The 17,573-nt window shown below is 30.3% G+C and carries 15 protein-coding genes, 1 pseudogene and 1 riboswitch; of the genes and pseudogenes, 14 read left to right on the forward strand and 2 right to left on the reverse strand.

The genetic code is table 11. The features are described 5' to 3' along the window. Positions 1–194: IS1/IS1595 family N-terminal zinc-binding domain-containing protein (locus tag KQI16_RS13075; RefSeq protein ID WP_442861798.1), on the reverse strand; the 194-nt coding region annotated here is incomplete at its 3' end. A gap of 121 nt (positions 195–315) precedes the next feature. Here KQI16_RS13075 and KQI16_RS09655 point away from each other — a divergent pair. From KQI16_RS09655 to KQI16_RS09710, 12 genes and pseudogenes are all read left to right on the forward strand, one after another. Further along, positions 316–768 (forward strand): prepilin-type N-terminal cleavage/methylation domain-containing protein, encoded by a 453-nt coding sequence (locus KQI16_RS09655; protein ID WP_216433945.1) that lies wholly within the window; start codon positions 316–318, stop codon positions 766–768. A 122-nt stretch (positions 769–890) separates the two neighbouring features. After that, positions 891–2,096 carry a type IV pilus assembly protein PilM gene (gene pilM, locus KQI16_RS09660; RefSeq protein ID WP_216433947.1) on the forward strand — a complete coding sequence of 402 codons (1,206 nt, stop codon included), beginning with the start codon at positions 891–893 and terminating at the stop codon, positions 2,094–2,096. 12 nt (positions 2,097–2,108) lie between these two features. After that, the gene (locus KQI16_RS09665; protein ID WP_216433949.1) at positions 2,109–2,657 is read left to right on the forward strand and encodes a PilN domain-containing protein; all 549 of its coding nucleotides are present in this window, start codon (positions 2,109–2,111) and stop codon (positions 2,655–2,657) included. Between the two features lies 1 nt (position 2,658). Next, positions 2,659–3,939 carry a hypothetical protein gene (locus KQI16_RS09670; protein WP_216433950.1) on the forward strand — a complete coding sequence of 427 codons (1,281 nt, stop codon included), beginning with the start codon at positions 2,659–2,661 and terminating at the stop codon, positions 3,937–3,939. Between the two features lie 9 nt (positions 3,940–3,948). Continuing rightward, positions 3,949–4,860 (forward strand): type IV pilus modification PilV family protein, encoded by a 912-nt coding sequence (locus KQI16_RS09675; protein WP_216433953.1) that lies wholly within the window; start codon positions 3,949–3,951, stop codon positions 4,858–4,860. A gap of 20 nt (positions 4,861–4,880) precedes the next feature. Then, positions 4,881–6,968, forward strand: a complete 2,088-nt coding sequence (locus tag KQI16_RS09680; RefSeq protein ID WP_216433955.1) for a hypothetical protein — start codon at positions 4,881–4,883, stop codon at positions 6,966–6,968. A gap of 6 nt (positions 6,969–6,974) precedes the next feature. Then, positions 6,975–7,577: a pilus assembly FimT family protein gene (locus KQI16_RS09685; RefSeq protein WP_330654199.1), complete on the forward strand. Its 603-nt coding sequence runs from the start codon at positions 6,975–6,977 to the stop codon at positions 7,575–7,577. Between the two features lie 22 nt (positions 7,578–7,599). Beyond that, a complete protein-coding gene (locus KQI16_RS09690; RefSeq protein WP_216433960.1) occupies positions 7,600–10,392 on the forward strand; it encodes a vWA domain-containing protein in 2,793 nt (930 codons plus the stop codon). 137 nt (positions 10,393–10,529) lie between these two features. Continuing rightward, a riboswitch (purine riboswitch) is annotated at positions 10,530–10,627 on the forward strand. Positions 10,628–10,795: 168 nt separating this feature from the next. Next, positions 10,796–12,244, forward strand: coding sequence for an IMP dehydrogenase (gene guaB, locus KQI16_RS09695; protein ID WP_216433962.1), 1,449 nt, complete (start codon positions 10,796–10,798; stop codon positions 12,242–12,244). A gap of 262 nt (positions 12,245–12,506) precedes the next feature. Next, positions 12,507–14,048, forward strand: coding sequence for a glutamine-hydrolyzing GMP synthase (gene guaA, locus KQI16_RS09700; RefSeq protein WP_216433964.1), 1,542 nt, complete (start codon positions 12,507–12,509; stop codon positions 14,046–14,048). 226 nt (positions 14,049–14,274) lie between these two features. Further along, positions 14,275–14,536 (forward strand): annotated as a pseudogene (locus KQI16_RS09705) (MerR family DNA-binding transcriptional regulator). Positions 14,537–14,710: 174 nt separating this feature from the next. After that, complete coding sequence (locus tag KQI16_RS09710; protein WP_216433966.1) at positions 14,711–15,331, forward strand: flavodoxin family protein; 621 nt, start codon at positions 14,711–14,713, stop codon at positions 15,329–15,331. A 53-nt stretch (positions 15,332–15,384) separates the two neighbouring features. On the opposite strand, the gene KQI16_RS09715 is transcribed toward KQI16_RS09710, so the two are convergent. After that, the gene (locus KQI16_RS09715; protein WP_216433968.1) at positions 15,385–16,356 is read right to left on the reverse strand and encodes a GMC oxidoreductase; all 972 of its coding nucleotides are present in this window, start codon (positions 16,354–16,356) and stop codon (positions 15,385–15,387) included. A gap of 155 nt (positions 16,357–16,511) precedes the next feature. On the opposite strand from KQI16_RS09715, the gene KQI16_RS09720 reads away from it, so the two are divergent. Both KQI16_RS09720 and KQI16_RS09725 read left to right on the forward strand, forming a co-directional pair. Beyond that, a complete protein-coding gene (locus tag KQI16_RS09720; protein WP_330654200.1) occupies positions 16,512–16,829 on the forward strand; it encodes a hypothetical protein in 318 nt (105 codons plus the stop codon). A 181-nt stretch (positions 16,830–17,010) separates the two neighbouring features. Then, entirely contained in the window at positions 17,011–17,358 is a 348-nt protein-coding gene (locus KQI16_RS09725) for a YmaF family protein (protein ID WP_119864434.1), read from the forward strand. Positions 17,359–17,573: the final 215 nt, after the last annotated feature.

The raw sequence follows: 17,573 nt of genomic DNA on the forward strand, positions 1-17,573 counted from the left end.
CCATTACCACAAACAGGACAACGAGGATATCCTCTCAATATACGATTTTTCTTACCCCTACAATCTTCAAAAGTAAACTGACGTCTACAGTCTTTACATTGATATTTTTGATTACCTGCTTTGTCTTTTCCAAAGCGATAGAGATTTTGACTATGGCATCTTGGACATGAAATTTTATTCAATAATTTGCACATAATTTCATCTCTCCTTCGGAGGCATTTTGTTTTTCTCTATATATAAGATAACTCAAAGGGGAGATGAAATTCAAATATCATATAACTTAACAAAACTCAAAAAAATATAAGGAGGCTTTTTATGAAAAACAATTTAAAAAACAAAAAAAAGAAAGGATTTACGCTAATTGAACTTATTATAGTTATTGCTATTATAGCTATCATAGCAGCAATAGCTTTACCAAGGTTTGGGGAAGTAAGAAAAACTGCCAATATTAATGCTGATATAGCTAATGCTAAGCAAATACAAGGTGCAGCATCAATGGTAATTGCAGAAGGAAAAGTTACTTTGCCAACTAAGAATGCTGTTTTTACTCTTGATAATGAAGAAACAACAGGCGATATTGACCCAACTGGTATTGAAAAAGAAATTATTAAACAATTACAGGGCTCTATTCCTAAACTTAAGGCTGTAGATAAAGGAAAATCATTCAAGGTAGAAGTTACCCCAGATGGAACAATTACTATTTATGCACCAGACACAGCAAATACTCGAATATATCCAAATGGACAAGGAGATTATGTAGAAAAATAATTTATAAATTTACCCCAAAGCAAAATGCAGACTTATTCTGCATTTTGCCTATATAAAACTATTAACTAAAACTGTGCCCAGGGTATTGTAAACTGTGCACTGAAGAAAAGGATGGTGAAATAATGTCTGACAAGAAATCTAAAATAGATTTTTCAAAATTAAAGGAAATTGCTTCTATGGACATAAAGGATATAGGTAAACTATTTAAAAAAGATAAAGCTCAAAATCCTAATTATTTATTAGAAAAAAGTAATAAAGTTGAAAATAGATTTATTTTAAAAGAAAAAGCTAGAACTGTTTTATCAATAGATTTAGGAACTAATATGATAAAGCTTGCTGAAGGTAAATATCAAAAGGACAAGCTAACGATAAATAAACTTCTTCAAATAGTAACTCCGGAAGGAGCTATTGCTGATGGAAAGATAACAAATGAGGAGGCAATTATAAATACTTTAGAGTTTTTAATAAAGGAAAACAATATAAAGGCTAAAGATATTATTTTTACAACTAATTCCTCTTCAATAATAAATAGAGATATTTTAATACCAATGGTTCAAGAAGAGGAAATGGAAACAGTTATAAGATATGAAATACAACAATATTTACCTATAAATTTAGACGACTATATAATTCAATATATAGTTTTAGATGAAATTGTTGATGATACTGGAGCAAGATTAAAGGTCAATGTAACTTCGTTTCCAGAAAAAATAGCTGCTTCCTATTATAATGTAGTAGAGGCTTTAGAATTAAATCCATATGCTTTAGATGTTAGCTATAATTCCATAAATAAATTAGCTAACTATGCACAATTCACAAAAAATAATGGGAAGATTTTAGGAGGTACTGTTGCTTTTGTTGATATGGGAGCTACCTCTATTAATATAGCAATATATAGAAATGGTAAATTAGATTTTACAAGAATGATAAAGTCTGGTGGGGATAATATTGATTATGCCTTAAGCCAAAGCTTGAATATGTCAATAAAATCAACAGAATCTTTAAAGAAAAAAGATGCTGACTTATTAAATTATGATGAGCAAGATACTCTTAATGTAAACATAAGAAGCTCTGTTGATGAAATATTAGAAGAATTAGAAAGAATAATTAAGTTCTATGGAAATAAATCAAATTCTACTATAGAAAAGATTTATATTTATGGAGGGCTTTCTAATCTAAAAAATATAGATATATATATGGAGAACAGGCTTAATATATCAGTAAATAAAATAAAGGATATTCCAAATGTTGATTTTACAAATAAGGAATATGTAGATGAAAACCTTGGAGAATATCTAAATGCTATAAGTGCTATTATAAGATTATAGGAGGGAGCTTATATGGTAAGAGATATGAATTTTTTCTCTCCTTATCAAGGTAAGAGGAAGGAACAAAAAAACAAGAATATCTATGTTTACTCCTTGGCAGCTTTTTTATTAGTAGCTATAGTTGGTACTTTAGCTTGGAATACAACAAATATTCTATTGCTTAATAGCAAAATAAAAAAGTTAAATAGTGAATTGGAACAGGATTATATAAAAGAAAAGATTGCCAAGTGGGATGATATAAGCAATAAAAGCAATGTATTGATTAAATATGATGCTGAAGTTTCTAAAATAATTGAAGCCTTAAATTCAAGGGAGATAGTAACAACAAATATATTAGATAAATTAAGTTCAACCCTGCCAACAGATGTAACCTTTAATAGCATAAATATAGATAATGCAGAAATAACAATTCAAGCCCTTTCAAAAAGTAGAGTTGCAATAGGGGAAGTTGAACATAATCTTAAGAAGCTAGATTTTATACAGGATGTATATATTGGTGGAATATCAGGAGTTGAAAACTATACTTTTGATATAAAATGTGTATTAAAGGATGTTGAATAGTATGAATATAAGTAAGAGGGAAAAATATTTAATTGGAATTTTTTTAGCTCTATTAATATGCTTTGTTTATTATCAATTTGTTTACACTAAGCAGGTTGAAAAATTAAAGGCAGTAAGGACAGAAAAAGATAACCTTGAAAAAAGATATAATGATATAATGGATGCCATTGCAAACTTAGAAGCTAAGGAAGATGAGTTTAAGCTATTAAAGGCAAAGGTTTTAGGAAAATCTGAAAAGTTATATCCAGTTATTATGCAGGAAAAAATTATTTTAGAATTAGATAAGCTGTTAAAAGATAGCGGGCTCAACGGAAATATTGCCTTTAGTCCTATTGAGGCAGCAGCTGTTGAAAAATTGGAAAGAGCAGAAATAAAAAAGACAGAAAGCTCACTAAAAGCTTTTGTAGATGAATATAATGGTAATGTAAGTAATGAAGCTGAAAGCATTTCAGATACTTCTGGGGAAAATTCTTCAGGGAATAGTACAACTAATAGTAGCAATGAAGAAGAGGGAGCTAATCAAAAAAATAATAAGGGAAATAGTACAACTACAGAGCAGTTAAAGGTTGCAATAAATTTTTCTGGAACTTATGAAGCTTTAAAAAGCTTTATTGCTTCAGTACAAAATTATGAAAGAAAAATAGTAATTCCTAATATTTCGATAACAGCCCAATCTGAGACAGAATTAACCGGAGTTATGAATTTAGAATTCCATGCAGTTCCTAAAATAGATGACCAAGATATAGACTATTTAATATGGTCATTAAACAACATATATGGAAAAGAAATATTATTTAGCAGTGGTGAAGCAAGCGGGGCTTATGCTTCTACAATAGAAGAGCAAAGCAGTGAGCAAAATGTTAATGACTTTGTAATGATGCTTAAATCACCAAGCTCAGAATTACCTACAGTAACCATAGGAAAGGCTAAAGATGATTCAAGGGAAAGTTACCTTTACTCAGATAATGCTGGAATAGAATCAGTAGAAATAAGCTTTGAAGAAGTTGATGGAAATACATTTTTTAAATATAAAACCACCACTTCATACTATCCAAAGGATAATTCACCTGAAGGAATGCAGTTTATTCCAAAATCAGAAAACATAGTTCTTGAAATACTAAGTGAAAATAGAGTTGGAACTTCTGATAATTCAGGAATAAATCTAAAGGTTATAAACAATACATCAAAAAAGGTTGAAGTGATAATAAAAAATGATGATAGTTCAAATCCAAGAGTCTCAGTAACAAGTGAGGGTTATACTGTAAATGTAACTAAAAAGTAGGTGTTCACCATGAAAACTAATAAACTTAAGGCAAGAAAAGGGATGACATTAATTGAGTTAATAATTAGTGTTGCCCTTTTATCAATATTAATAGTACCTTTATCCGGCTTAGTAATATCAAGTTTAAGCAATAACAAAAGATCAGAATATAAGCAAAGGGCAAGTTATGTGGGGCAAAAGGTATTAGAAGAATTAAAGGCCTATGATGAAATACTTTTAAAGGAAGAGGGAGAAAGTGAATATTTTGAGCTTTTAGATGGAGATAGAATAGTAAAAAGTTCAGAAGGGTCTTCCTTTTCAGGAAATTTTAATAGAACTATATATGGCAGTCCTTCTGATCCCTTAAGTGATGGAGAAGAACTTTATGAAGTTTCAGTTACTTTGACAAGAAATGATAAATTTAATTATGGAGATAATGATAATTTAATTGACTATAGGGATGTTGATTTTAGGCTTGATTTTTTAAGGGAAGGAAAGGATAAAGTTATCCTAGACTCAGATCCAATTAATAAAAATATGGAACTTAATAATAATGAAGAAATAATACTAGAATTAAGTGATAATATTAATTTAAAGCTTTATAAAAAGAATGATAAGGATTCTAAGATAGAAGTTTCAAAATTAAGAGAGATAAATAATAAACTACTTTTATATCTTGATGAAAGTTATGTAAATAAAAATAATATAGAAATAAAAAATAATACAAGTAATTTTATAGAAGTTTACTTAATAAAAAATGATGCTTCTTCAGGCAAATTAAATGTATTTTCTAATAGTGGAAATATTATAATTTATGAAGTTTATAAAATAGAGAGAAATAAAATTGGAGATTTGTATAACTATACTGTTGTAGTAAGGGATAATAAAGGTAAAGAATTATTTAAGGGCTCTTCAAGCAAGAACTTATATATAAGAAATTAGTTCATAGGAGGTGGAAGAAGTTGAGAATTAGAAAAAAGAAAAGAGGATCCACCTTTGTAATTGTAATTGTAGTGATGGCAATTATTTTTACAATGGGAACCACTATTCTAGCAGTTACAGCCAATGATTATAAAATGAGAATTGCTCAAAGCAGGAAGCTTCAAAATCTTTATGAAGCAGATTCAGGCTTAGACATAGTTGAAAATATAATAATAAAAACTTCACAAGAGGCAATAAAATATGCAGATAAGGAAGTTAAGGAACTTCTTGCAGATTTAGAAGAGGAAGATAAAAGCAAGGAAGAAATAAATGAATTTTTTAAGGAAAAATTTTATGAGTTTTTAACCGTCATGAATAAGCAGACAATAGATCTAGATGGAAGAAGAGAAATTGTTGATATATTAGAATACCTAATTTTAGAAAAACAATATATAAAATCTGTATTAGAAAGTGGAGAGTTAGTATTTGAAGATGCAGTAGATCCTGCTGAAGATTATTTTATCCTTGAAATACCTGAGAATGGATATGTTTTTAATGCTAATGGAATAAGCGTAACTGTTAATTCAACTTTTGAAACTGCTGAGGGAGAACTTAGAAATAGAAAAACTGTTTCAACAACCTTTACAGTATCAGCTCCAGAATATAATTCAGAAATAACAGCCATAAAAATTTATCCTGTTTTTGATGGAAAAGCCTTAACGGCTGATGGAAATATGGAGGTTAAGGATGGCAGTTTAACTATTAATGGAGATGCATGGATAAAGGGAAATGATTATGCCTTAGAAAACAATCCTGCCTATAGCTTTGACAAATACAAAGGTGGAATAAAGTTAGAGATGACAAATTTTATAATGAACGGAAATTTATATACAGCAAATACTTTTCATTTAAGCAATAATGCAAGAAGTACAGTAAATGGAAATCTTTATGCTCAAAATGTTTATGTTGGAAAATCAATAAATTCTATATCTTCAGTGAATAATCATGTTACTATTAAGGAAAATGTTATAGTAAATAATGATTTGGCTTTTAATGCATCCAAAAGCTCAATAACTATAGAAAATAATTTTTATGGTATTAATGATAAAACAACAGAAGTAACAACTGCTGATAAGGCCTTAAATTCTAGCAGCATTATTGTAAATAGCCTTGATTTAGATAATAGTACAGAGGCTGTAATAAAGGTGGAAAAGGATTCTTATATAATGGGAGTTGCCTATATTGATGCAACAGATGCAGCAGGAAACAAATATCAAACTGGTGAATCTGTAGCAGTTAAAGGTAATTACTTAGCCTATACTGATGTTAAGGATTTTGAAGAGGGATATGTCTTAAAATATTATTCCCCACTTCAATTATTAGAAAGTAAAAATGGGGATAGCAGTCCTGCTATGAAGGCTGACTATTTTGCCCAATATTTTAGTGATGAAAATAGGGAAAGAAATTATAACTTTAATGATGGAAAAGTAAAGCTTAAAGGTAAGGTTAAATCAGTAGGTGCAAGTGTAAAGGACAGCAGGGGAGAAATACAAAGGGCAAACATAAGTCCTGAGGATTTAGAAATAATAGAAAATCAGCAAAAAGAATATGCAAGAAATGTATTTGCCATGGGAGATATCACAGGACTTGGAGATACTTTATACCAAGATCAAACAGTTAAAAGAACTGTTAGTAATCAAATAAATTTCGATGAAATCAGAAATATAGATATGGAAAATATAAACGAAGATAATGGAAGAGTTATTTTAAAAGCAAAAGTAAATGAAAGTGACAAGATTAAAATAACAAATGGTCAGCTTGAAGGAACTAGCGATATTATAGAAAAAGGCTTAATAATAACTAACTGTGACATAATCATAGAAGGAAGTTTTAATTTTACTGGAAATATTATAACTGCAGGGAATATTATTTTCCAAGGTGAAGGTGAAAAGAATATAACTTATGATCCTCAAGTAATAAGAAATATAATAGCATTAAATACTGATAGCTTAAAAGATATTTTTGAACCTTCAACTAATAGCAGAGTAGAAGTTAAAGTTAGAGCATCTGCAGAAGCATATAGTGCAGATAAATTTCTTAAAAAATCCTTATGGAAAATTATTAAATAGAAGAGGGTGAAATTATTGAAAAAAAAGACTAAAGGCTTTACTATATTAGAGCTTATAATTACTTTAAGTTTAGTAGTTATAGTACTTGGAGTAGTATACACCTTCTTCTTTAGTAATAGCAAAACATTAACAACTACAGAACTAAATTCAGATTTGCAATTTGAGGCTGAAAAAATTCAAGATGAGTTACTAGTAGTTGGAACTGAAAGCAAAGGAATAAGTCAAGTTTTATATTTAGGTGGATTAAATATAACTGATGAAAGCTATAATGCTATTTCTGATATGCAGGCTCAAGAAGGAAAGATAGAGGTCAATGAAATAAGATTTGTAGATGACAATGGGTATTATGAGTTAGATTATGAAGGAACTAATTTAACTATAAGAAAATTAGATAACTCTGGAAATGAGTTAACAGAAGATGGTTATCCAGAACTATTATCTAAAAATGTTACAAATCTTTATATAAGGCCAATTGATTATAGAATGAATAATTTAGGAAAATTCATTAATGCCCCAGGTATTGAAATTTCAATAATATTGAAGAAAAATAAGGGATATTCAGAAGTCTCACTACCTGTCAGCACAATAGTTAAGTTTAGAAATAAATAATACTGAAGGGGGGAGGGAAAACATGAAAAAGAAAAAAATTAAAGTTATAAGTTTGTTATTAAGTTTTTTAATTATAGTATCTCTTATTACATTTAAGAAAATAAATGTTGATGCAACAGACGTAGCAAGAGAGCCTAAATTTACAATTTCAGAGTTAGCAGCAGCACCAAATCCAGCCAAGGTTGGTGAAGATATTGTTGTAACAGGGAAAATAATACCGCAAGATTTTGAAACAACTGTACAGCCTAAAGAGATAGTTTTAGTGTTAGACACATCTGGAAGTATGGCAACGATATGTACTGAGAATTATTGGATATGGGGTTATGGGTATTGCAATACTCATAAGCAGTGGGGAGAGCATTATTCCAATACTGATAAAATAGATGAACTAAAAAAAGCAGCTAAGTCATTTATTGAAACTATGAAAGATGTACCTAATTTAAAAATTGGGATAGTTTCTTATGCAACAGATGCTAAAATAGTATCAGAATTAACGAATGCTAATGATTCATCATTAATTACTGTGATAAATAACCTAAGTGCTTTTGGTGGCACTAATATAAGGGAAGGCTTAAGAAAAGCAGCATATCTGCTAAGAGAAGAAAGTAGCAATACAAGTAAAACAGTAGTGTTGATGACTGATGGAAAACCAACATTTTATTCTAAGTATGATGTATTAGATGAAAGTGATCCAGAAAGGGAAGGTGATGGTAGATCAACTACAATTGATAACATAAATTATACTAAAGCCTTGGCTAAAGAGAAAATAGGTGACAAACAATATAATGCATATTCTATCGGATATGGTCTGGATGGTGCTGGTAAAGGTTATTTAAAACAAATTCATGCAGCAATGAAAGGTTTACCATCTTATAATGATTCAAATAAGGATAATGGCTTCTTTGAAAAAAGTGATGGTTCAATAACAGAAATATTTAATCAAATAGCAGAAAATATTAAAAATAGTTATGAACTACAAGAGGTTTCTTTAGATATAGGTCTTAATGAAGCATCCTTTAGATTTAATATAGAAGGAAGAGAAATCCAAATAGACAACATTATTTATAATAAAATTACCAGTGATGAAGAAGTTAAGGCGACTGGCAGAGCTGTATATCATGCTGATCCAGTAAATTTTAGTTTTATTGTTAATGGTATTGAAGAAGGAGAAAATCAATTAATATTTGATAGGATAAATATTAAATTTTCTTTTGATAATGAAGAAAAAAATGAAAGTTTTGACGCTAGTTTAAAAGTAAATCTAGAATCAAATGATTTACCTAATATCACAGCTAAACTTATAAGCGGAGATAATCTAGTAATTAATAAGAATGATGAGATTACATTGAAGTATGAGATAAATCCAGAAGATTTTGTATTTAACAATGCATCTAATAGTGGAGAAAAGGATATAGTTGTACTTTTTGAAAAGGGAATTACAGGTAATAATACCTTCACTAATATAAAAAATGCATTAGTAAATAGATTAGTTAATGAATTACAAAAAGAAGCTAAAACTAGATTTTCTTTTATTACCTTTGATAATCAGGGTTCCAATGTAGAAATATCCTTAAGTGATTATTTAGATGATGGGACCCAAAATTCTTATTATGAAAAGGTAAGGCACTACTTAAGTAAAGATATAAGCAATGGAAAAACTGCTAATTCTTCTTCAAAGAATATATATGATGGTTTGGAAAAGGCTGTTAATGAATTAAGTAGAAATTCAAGAGCAACAGCAAATAAAAATATTATTATAATAGCAAATAACACTATTAATTATTACAAACAAAATAGTGATGATAAGGCCATAGACGATATTAGAAGGCTAGGATATAATGTAGTTACATTATCACTAGGAAATGAGGATAAGAACAGCAGATTATATACATTACATGGTCTTTTAGGTGGAGAGGATAATAGTATATTTAATACTAAAAATGATCCAAATAATATTGACACAGACTCATGTATGGGAGCAGTTAGAGAAAAGATAGTGGCTTATGCAATCCCTAAGCCTTATGAGTTTAATCCAGTTATAAATCTAAATATAGGAAGTAATTTTGAACCTGTATCAGGAATTAATAGATCAAGTGAGGGTGGAAAAAGTAATATAGGTATAGTAGAAATTGAACCAATAGTTTATAATTTAGGTTCCAATAATACCTATCATGCAGAGAGTAAAATAGTAACAATTACATTGAGAGCTAATAATCTTAATAGTGGCACCTATAAATTTGGGGATAATAGTGATAATACTATGAAATATAAGGGGATTTTAGGTGAAACTATTAATAAGTATTTAAATACTCCGGTAGTAACAGTAAGACCGCAAGTTAGAGACCTTACTCATGGTTTGTATAATGGAATAGAAAATAATAATATAAAGATTGATACTTCGATGGCTCAAAGTGGATTTAGCATTGCTGCAAATTCAACAATAACTTATGGAGCAAGTTTTATTCTTTCAGGAAAAGAAGTTGATTTTACTTTAAATTTAGACTCTAAGTTTACAGCAATAAGTTCTAGTGAAATAAAGGCTTATGTAGTAGATGGAGATAGGCTTATTGATGAGGGTGTAAGTATTAGCAATACATCTGAAGCTAATTTATTTAGAGTAAGTATTAATGATTCAAAAGCTTCATCAGCAGAGAGACAAGTTCTTTTAATTTATAAGAGAAGGATGGTAGAAACTGCAGGAGAAAATAATGATACTTTCACCAATGAAATAAGAGTTGATAATTTAAGTAAACCAGTAACAGTAAAACTTTATAATCCGGATAATAGTAAGCCTAAATTACCTGATTTATTCTAAAAATGAGAAAGGTGCAAGTCTTATATAGATGAAGCACTTTTTTCTTGTTAATAAAATAGATAAACTAAATTTATGAAATAAAAATTGCATTTTTGTTGACAAAGATAATCTGCGGATATATAATAACTTTAATATAAAACTGAATAAATATTTCAACTCGTATATCCCCTGAATATGGCAGGGAGTTTCTACCGGGAACCTTAAATTTCCGACTATGAGTGATTTTAATATACTATGCTATATTTTTATATAGTGTCATAGGCATATTGACTTCACTTAGAAAGTTGATATGCCTTTTTTATATAAAAATCAATATTAGATATATATCATTGAAATGAAAATGCAATTAAAATTGCGAAAATATAAATTTTGCAGGAAAAATATTATTTTAGGAGGAAGAATAATGGCAAGGATTTTAAAAACAGCTTATACTTTTGATGATGTATTATTAGTACCAAATAAATCAGAGGTTTTACCAAACGAAGTTTCTTTAAAAACAAAATTAACAAAGAGGATTACTTTAAATATTCCTTTAATGAGTGCAAGTATGGATACTGTAACAGAGTCAAAAATGGCTATAGCAATTGCTAGAGAAGGCGGAATCGGAATAATACATAAGAATATGACAATTGAAGAACAGGCAAGGGAAGTAGACAGAGTAAAAAGACAAGAAAATGGAGTAATTACAGATCCGATATTCTTATCAGAAGAACATACTCTAGCAGATGCTAATGAGCTTATGGCAAGATATAGAATTTCAGGAGTTCCAATAACTAGAGGAACGAAGTTAGTGGGAATTATAACTAATAGAGATATACTTTTTGAAACAGATTATACTAAGCCAATTTCGGAAGTAATGACCAAAAGTCCTTTAGTTACAGCAAAAGAAGGGACAAGTTTACAGGAAGCTCTTGAAATATTAAAGAAGCATAAAATTGAAAAGCTTCCTTTAGTTGATGAAGAAAATAATTTAAAAGGATTAATAACAATAAAAGACATAGAAAAGGCTAAAAAATTCCCCAATGCAGCAAAGGATGAAAAGGGAAGACTTTTATGTGGAGCTGCAGTTGGAATAACAAATGATATGATGGATAGAGTTTCAGCTTTAGTAAAGGCACAGGTAGATGTTATTACTGTAGATACAGCTCACGGCCATTCAAAGGGAGTTATGGAAGCAATTAAGAGAATAAAATCAGTTTATCCAGAACTTCAAATAATAGCTGGTAATGTAGCAACAGCAGAAGCTACTAGAGATTTAATAGAAGCTGGAGCAGATTGTGTTAAAGTAGGTATAGGACCTGGATCAATTTGTACAACAAGAGTAGTTGCAGGAGTTGGAGTTCCTCAATTAACAGCAGTAATGGATTGTGCAGAAGAAGCAAGAAAATATGGAGTACCAGTTATTGCAGATGGAGGATTAAAATATTCAGGTGATATAGTTAAGGCTTTAGCTGGCGGAGCATCTGCTGCAATGATGGGATCATTATTTGCAGGCTGTGAAGAAGCCCCAGGGGAATTAGAAATATATCAAGGAAGAAGCTATAAGGTATATAGAGGAATGGGATCGCTTGGAGCAATGGCAAAAGGATCAAGTGATAGATACTTCCAAAATGGAACTAAGAAGTTTGTACCAGAGGGTGTAGAAGGAAGAGTTGCTTTTAAAGGTTCTGTGTCAGATACTATATATCAATTAGTAGGTGGAATAAGATCAGGAATGGGATACTTAGGTGCAGCAACTTTAGAAGAATTATATGAAAAAGCAACTTTTGTAGTTCAAACATCAGCAGGATTTAGGGAAAGCCATCCTCATGATGTAAATATAACAAAGGAAGCACCAAACTATAGTAAATAGCCTTTGGAAATGACAATGGAGTTGAATTATAAGCTAAGTAAATGTAGCGGAGTTTTTCTTCGTTACATTTATTTATATTATTTTTATAAAATAGAGCTACAACTAAAATAATCGAAATATATTTAAAATATATAAAATATTATTCGTTATATAGTGAATGATATAAAATAAAAATTTTATTTTGTACTTATATTCGATATAAAATTATGCTATAATAAATTAGCTAATTAAATTTTACTTGTCAAAAAAATGGAGGTTACTCATGAATAAAGAGTTAGTTTTAGTTATTGACTTTGGTGGACAATACAATCAGCTAATAGCAAGAAGAGTAAGAGAATGTGGAGTTTATTGTGAAGTTCATTCTCATACTTTAAGTGTTGAAAAAATAAGAGAAATGAATCCAAAAGGAATAATATTTACAGGAGGTCCAAATAGTGTTTATGCTGAAGATTCTCCCTTATGTGATAAAGAATTATTAGAAGTTGGAATACCTATTCTTGGAATATGCTATGGATCACAATTAATGGCTCATGTTCTTGGAGGAAAGGTTGCAACAGCCCCTGTAAGCGAATATGGAAAGACAGAAGTTAACATAAATAAAGAATCTAAGATTTTTGAAGGTATTTCATCCCCAACTATTTGTTGGATGAGTCATACTGATTACATAGAAAAAACTCCAGAAGGCTTTAAAATAATAGCTCACACTCCAGTATGTCCAGTTGCAGCTATGGAAGCTGAAGAAAGGAAATTATATGCAGTTCAATTTCACCCAGAAGTTATGCATACACAAGAAGGAACAAAGATGATATCAAATTTCCTTTATAATGTTTGTGAATGTTCTGGAGATTGGAAAATGGATGCCTTTGTAGAAAAAACAGTTGAAGAAATACGTGAAAAGGTTGGTAATGGTAAAGCTCTATGCGCTTTATCAGGTGGAGTTGATTCCTCTGTAGCAGCTGTTCTATTATCAAAGGCTATAGGAAATCAATTAACTTGTGTTTTTGTTGATCATGGTTTACTTCGTAAAAATGAGGCAGATGAAGTTGAAGAAATATTTGGACCTAATGGACCATATAATCTAAATTTCATTCGTGTAAATGCTCAAGAAAGATTTTATGAAAAATTAAAGGGTGTAGAAGATCCAGAGCAAAAGAGAAAAATAATTGGTGAAGAATTTATTAGAGTATTTGAAGAAGAAGCTAAGAAAATAGGAACTGTAGATTTCCTAGTACAAGGAACTATCTATCCAGATATAATTGAAAGTGGTCTTGGAAAATCAGCAGTAATAAAATCTCATCATAATGTTGGAGGGCTTCCAGATTGTGTAGATTTTAAGGAAATAATAGAACCTTTAAGATTACTATTTAAAGACGAAGTACGTAAGGCTGGTTTAGAACTTGGATTACCTGAAAAATTAGTTTATAGACAGCCATTCCCAGGTCCAGGACTTGGAGTACGTATAATAGGTGAGGTAACAGCTGAAAAGGTTAGAATAGTTCAAGATGCGGATGCTATTTATAGAGAAGAAATTGAAAAAGCAGGACTTAATAGAAGTATAGGCCAATACTTTGCAGCCTTAACTAATATGCGTTCTGTAGGAGTAATGGGAGATGAAAGAACTTACGATTATGCTATTGTCCTTCGTGCAGTAGAAACAAGTGATTTTATGACTGCAACCTCAGTAAATCTTCCATGGGAAGTTCTTGAAAGAGTAACAACTAGAATTGTAAATGAAGTTAAGGGTGTTAACAGAGTACTATATGACTGTACAGGAAAACCACCAGCAACAATAGAATTAGAATAAAAATAAGTCAGAGGCTATATTTTTTATGGCCTCTGATTTTTCTTTTTTCTAATTGCTGCATATTAAAATTTGAATATGAAAATAAGAAGTTTAAATTTATAGAGATAATCAATGGTGATTTTGATAAATAATCCCTATTTTTCAAAAAATGAAAATTTCTTGACTTAGCCTATATTCTAAGTGATATGGTTATAAGTGGAGAAATAGTAAGGGGGGATTATTATTAATGACAATAACAGAAGTAAGTAAGAAAATGAATATATCTGCAGATGCCCTTCGATATTATGAGAAAATAGGATTAATTCCTAAGATAAAGAGAAATAAAACTGGAATACGAGATTATAGTGGAGATGATCTCTCTAGAGGCAAGAAAACGTTTATTAGAGAAAGAAAGGGACAAGCTAATTAAAAGAATAAATGAAATGCAGAGGACTTTGGATAGGCTTAATTATAAGATTGAAGGGTATGAGAAGAAGTTATTAGTATAAGTTAGTGTATGGGTATTTATGTAAATTTTGAGGAAATTTAGTTTTATATCAAGTTATTTGAGCTGTGGGTGTAGCAAGTTTTGTAATAATTAAAATAAAATTTAATATAATGGAAGAAGATTTAAATTTAGATGAAAATGATTTAAAAGATTTAGTGATTGAGGGGGAAAGCATATGAAAGTATTATTAGTAAATGGAAGTGGACACTTAAAAGGATGTACTTATACTGCATTAAAAGAGGTAGCAAGAGAATTAGAAAAGGAAAATATTGAAACAGAAATATTTCAATTAGGAAATAAGCCAATTGCAGGCTGTATTGGCTGCATGTCTTGCATAAAAACAGGCAAATGCTTTAGGGATGATATAGTAAATGAATTTTTAGAAAAGGCAAAGAAGGCAGATGGCTTTGTATATGGCTCTCCTGTACATTATGCTGGAGCCTCTGGAATGTTGACTTCCTTTTTAGATAGGGTTCATTATAGTGGGAAAAGTATATTTTTATATAAACCTGGAGCAGCAGTAGTAAGCTGCCGTCGTGGAGGAGCAAGTGCAGCCTTTGATCAAATAAACAAATACTTTACTATTAGTTGTATGCCTATAGTTTCATCACAATATTGGAATTTAGTTCATGGAAATACTCCAGAAGAAGTAGTACAAGATTTAGAAGGAATGCAGACAATGAGAACACTTGGAAGAAATATGGCATGGATGCTTAAATGCATTGAAGCAGGCAAGAAAGCAGGCATAGGATATCCTGAAATGGAAGAAAGAATTGCAACAAACTTTATAAGATAATAAAGAGAAGGGATGATTTTCGAAAACTTGAAAATCATCCTATTTTTATAAATTTAAGTTTCTTTAAGATAAATATAATCAGCAACTCTCATTGATAAAGCAATATTCGATATAGTCGGACCAGAAGCACTAAGGGAAGGAAGGGCGCTGCTGTCTGCCACAAATAATCCTTCAATGCCATGTATTTGACCATGAGGATTTGCTGCTGAAGTTTCTGGATTAGTTCCAATTCTGCAAGTACAGGATTCATGCATACTAGAACCTGGTGGTCTTAAGGCTACTGTAGCAGGATTTAGAGCTATCCCCATGGCATTAGCTGCTTCTACAATTCCCCTGCTCATTTGATTAACTACTTCATAATCTCTATCAGATAGTGAATAGTTTACCTGAATAAGGGGCATTCCAAATTCATCCTTTGTGGAAGAATCAATAGAGCTATACCAAGGATTTGAATGTATTTGCCCCTTTCTTGAAGCTTCCATATCAAAAGCTAATGGAAGGTCTCTTGCTTCAAGAATTCCTTTTGAATAAAGTTTTCTTAATAGAAGATTCTGCATTGAAGAGCCTTTAGAATAAGAAATTGAAGCATTTAGGGATTTTTCAGCCATGGAATAATAAGCCTCTAGTTCTCTATAATTTATAGGCCATTTTCTAAGTTCGCTTTCAATTGGTCTTGGAACAGTACAATTCCAAAATAGGGATCTGCCACCAAGGGCATATACCATTCTGGCTCCAGAAAATTCAGGCAAGCGATCTTTAAAACTAGTTGAATTATCTTCAAGCAGTTGATTACTGGCAGTATTTATATTCATTGTTGGAATATTTAAAGAATGTGAATGAAATAATTTATCTCCTCTTTCAAGGATACCTATCTTTTTAGCACCATTATTTCTCCATAACTCACAGAGTCTTGATAATACTGTTCCGCCGCCATGACCAGTTCCTATAATTAAAACATCATAAGTTGTATTAGCCATTTCTTCAAGGGATTTTGTTGAAATCCAATTACCAGGATATTTAACCATTATACACCTCTTTAAAAAAATTCAATCTAATATATGAAAAATTATTTATGTTTATGTAGGTATTTATGTCGAATTGTTAAGGATAATTGTTTTATTAGATTTGTTACCTTTTTTTAATAGATGAATAACATATAATAGAAAGGAGAGGATAAAAAGTGGATTATAATGTAAACTCTATGCATGAAAGATGCAGAAAATGTATAACTTTTCATGTTGTTATAACCATGAGAGATGGAACCATGGTGGATGGAATAGTAGAAGGTGTTGACAGAGAAAATGTTAATTTATTAGTTGGTGAACCTGTAATGATGGAAGAAGATCTTTCATATGAAAGACAAGAGTATGGATATGGTCAAGGTTCTAGGAGAAGGAGGCCGGTAAGAAGATTTAGACGCAGGGCTTTCCCACTAGCCCTTTTAGCTGCAGTAGATGTTGTGCCATTCTTCCCATTCTTTCCCTTCTTTCCATTTTAGTTAAACTACTTATAAAATATAAAAACATAGGGGGTGTTGTAAAAAAGAAGATTGGAGACAATCTTCTTTTTACAATTTATTAAATTTATGAGCAAGTAACATAATTAGTAGCTGTTTAATATTATATTATATAGAGTTAAACTAAAGTTTTATAAAATATTGAACAAAAGAGGTGTAAAATATGTCAAGAGACTGCTGTAAAAAGAGAAATAGACATGTTCATGAAGTTCAAGGAAGTACTTTTATTTCTGATGAAAGAGGAATAGAAGATCATAACCACCGTTTTGCTGGAGTTACAGGGGATGCTATTCCAATAGATAATGGAAGAGACCATATTCATAAATTAGAAACATTAACAGACACATTTGACAATCATCATCATTGTATTAAGGTTTGGGTTGGAAGAGCTATACCTGTAGGCGATGGAAGACATGTACACTTTGTATGTGCTAAGACAGAATGTGCAGACGGTCATGTTCATAAATTTAGAGTAGCAACATTAATAGAAGATCCAATCAGTGAAGAATAGATAATTAAATAATTTAAATAGCTATTTAGAAGGGCTAAGTATAGCGAAAAAGCTGTATTTAGTCCTTTTATTAATATTAGGCTTTTAAGGAATATAAAATTTATGAAGTAAAACAAATTGAATTAGATATAATAGAATGGTATAATGTGGTTATTATAATTTAATGTTTTAGGAGGATATTGAGATTTGAGTAGTAAGGAGATTAAGAAAAAGTT

The sequence above is a fragment of the Caproiciproducens sp. MSJ-32 genome, from assembly GCF_018918055.1.
Taxonomy (GTDB): domain Bacteria; phylum Bacillota; class Clostridia; order Clostridiales; family Clostridiaceae; genus Clostridium.